Source organism: Bacteroides sp. (assembly GCF_028690125.1).
GTDB lineage: Bacteria > Bacteroidota > Bacteroidia > Bacteroidales > Bacteroidaceae > Bacteroides.
This window is the reverse complement of record NZ_JAQVBV010000135.1, coordinates 1-3,032: the sequence shown is the minus strand read 5'-3', so window position 1 is coordinate 3,032 and position 3,032 is coordinate 1. Positions and strand designations below refer to the sequence as shown.

Genomic DNA, 3,032 nt, shown 5'->3' with positions numbered 1-3,032 from the left:
CACCTCGCGGGAGGAAAGCAAATCTTTGACGTTCTGCGTAATGCCCGTGGGGATGCCGCCCCATTTTCTAAATCGCTTCCAGATTTCCACAGAATAAGCGGCCGTCTGTTCTTCCTTCAAGAGTAATCCCGATAGGTCAGACGCTTTCACGCCTTTCGCCCCGGGCCACACCGTGCAAGCAACTTTCATTGCACACGGCGTTCCATGGGAAGAGTTTTTTTATTTTTAATGTAGTTATTTCAAAGATTGTTTTAGCGTTACCAAGTTAACAGGCTCTCGTCCTACATTCTTGCGCCACTTGTTAAGTTTTGTTAATTTCGCACTTTCTTTACATCCTGTGCTTTCTAGTAACAAGAAAATTGTATTTACATTTGTTTCATATATCAGCTTTTCTACTTCTCTATGGATAATTCGCAGATTTTTGTACTCGTCTGTTCCCCCTTGTTCCTTGGAAATCAACCTGTGACAAACAACATCCTTATATTCAAGTTGCTGTTTTGATATTTCACATTTCCCTTTGGATGCCACAAAACGTGCAAGCATATTATCACAGAATTCAATGCCCTCCGTAATGCTATTGTCTCTCCCGAGTTGCAATAATACATCCATATACGCATAATTTAATAACATCCTGTGTATTTCTGCTCTGCCCTCTGGTGTATATCTATTCACTGTTGGACTGTGACACATGGGGTTACGAGTTTTACAGTAAGCTACAGGAACAACAACCATGCCATTGATAAAACGTAACTGTTTGGATTTTTGGTATTTCTGATAAAAATACTCGTCCATACCACCTTTTCTTTTTACAGGAACCTCTTTTTCAAGAGATTGCCTGTCGTTCAGTCTTGTTTTCATAGTTATATCAACTGTTGGAAATAACTTATGCACATCTTCACAAATCATAGTTGCCATATTGTAATATTCGTGCATTCCTATGACCATTTGGTTGTACGATATAATCGCATTGTGCTGTGAAATTTCCAATGCATGTGACCTACATGCTTCCGATATGGCACGTTTCAGCTTTCTTTTTTGGTTTTCCAATGCTTTTTCTGTCATGTGAGACTTTATTACCCATTTTCCACCTTTTCGATATAGCTTAAATTTAATGCCTAGGAAATCGCTGTACCCTGTTTTAAGATTAGTAATCTTTGATTTCTCCTTTGAAGTTTCAAGCTTCAATCTGTTCATCAACCACTTTTCAACTGCATATTTCAGTTTTACCGCTTCTCCATACGTTTTACAAAACACTTTAAAATCATCGGCATAACGGATGATGTGACACTCTTTAAGATTAGATTTTCTCAACTTTTTGTAGAGATTCCCTTTATTTAAAGTCCCATTTTTATTAGGATAAGTGTCACTTGGTAAGACATGGTGCACTGGCATTTCTTCCCATTGACTGGCTATCCACCAGTCAAGTTCATTTAAAACAATATTTGCCAGTAACGGACTAAGAACCCCACCTTGCGGTGTTCCTTTGTCAGGTGTAAACCTTTGTCCTTTTTCTTCAATAGGTGCTTTGAGCATTTTCCCTATTAAACTTAAAAGATTTTTGTCTCTGATTCCTAGCGTCCATATCTGTTTCATTAGTTTTTCATGATTCACATTATCGAAAAATCCTTTTATATCAACGTCAACCACATAATGAAATCCATCACATTGTGCATATTTATAACACATTGCTACCGCATTTTTTGTACTTCGATTTGGTCTGAATCCGTAACTTTTATCATAGAATCTCGCTTCGCAGATTGGTTCTAAGACCTGTAATACGCTCTGCTGCACCAACCTGTCTATTACTGTTGGTATTCCTAGAGGTCGCTTTTTCCCATTTGGTTTTGGTATATATACTCTTCTTACCGCCTTTGGCTGATAATTGAGTATTTTTGCTTTTACCTTCACCACAAGCTCTACTTCTGTCAGTCTATTCAAACTTTCAAAATTCAAACCATCTACTCCTGGAGTATTGCTACCATCATTGTTCTTCAAATTACGGTATGCCATTTTTATATTGGCGTCAGAACTAATAATACTGATTAAATCTGTAAATACTTTTTCTTTCATACTATCCGCATACAACTTATCTTGTACTTCAATCATGTTGTAGTACTCGGCATTACGGATACTGCTTTTCTTTAACAAGTTCTTTCTTTGCATAGTCAACATCACCTCACTCTCGTAAGCCTTTGTTTCTTTTAGTCATACTCGAACCTATGAATGCTAACTACATTATTTTCTAAACTCATTTTGTTGGTTAGTTCCGAACACTAACCATCCCACTAGAGGCTGTTGCTCCACTTCCATTACAGAAGTTTCAACGCTCGTGCCTCCGCTCTCACAACGATTAAGATAAGTTATACATTACTGCTTTCCTTATCAACAGGTCACTGCGTGTGTAACCACTCTCTGTTCGTTGCTTTCGACGTTCCAATATGATGCAATATACTGTACTTAGGTGCTTCCTTTGAGCCTGCTAACTTATACTGCCTGTAACAGTATCCCGACTTTCACTTCCACGCCCTTACTTATCGGTAGTCAGCGCCAAACCATTGGCATACGCCTTTCGACGTATTCGAATTTTAGACCCTTTAAATCGTCAGTTCGTCCCCACATTATGTGGATACTCACCATATACAGCTTCACTACATAATCACCAGTAGCCCATACCTCTATGAACCTTTCCTCGACTTTACGTTAGGACTGGATTTTTGCTCTTCAGCCTAGCTATGACCACACTTTCGTTTTACACTACTACTCATGCGGATAGGCAAGTTTACGTGTGTCCCTTTGTGGCGTTACCCACTCATTTGAACAACATCATATCAGTTGTATTAGCAATTTCGCCTTACGGCGGGTACTGCTAACCCCGTCGCCTATTCAACGACGGAACGTCTCGCCCCATGAAATTCATCCAGATACAGCCAGGTAGCTTTCCCATTCTTTGCATTTTCAATGATACGATTCTGAATATTTTCCATCATAACCAACATGGTAATCGGAGAAAGTTCTGCTCCCAAATCACGAAT

General features: G+C 39.1%; 1 protein-coding gene. It reads right to left on the bottom strand.

Annotated features, from left to right (window positions below; translation table 11 throughout):
• Positions 1–234: 234 nt before the first annotated feature.
• Positions 235–2,070, bottom strand: a complete 1,836-nt coding sequence (ltrA, locus tag PHO71_RS25890) for a group II intron reverse transcriptase/maturase (protein ID WP_300209066.1) — start codon at positions 2,068–2,070, stop codon at positions 235–237.
• Positions 2,071–3,032 lie beyond the last annotated feature (962 nt).

Bases quoted from the DNA above. Each gene is read 5' to 3' on its own strand.
- ltrA (WP_300209066.1), bottom strand. From the start codon at position 2,070: ATGAAAGAAAAAGTATTTACAGATTTAATCAGTATTATTAGTTCTGAC.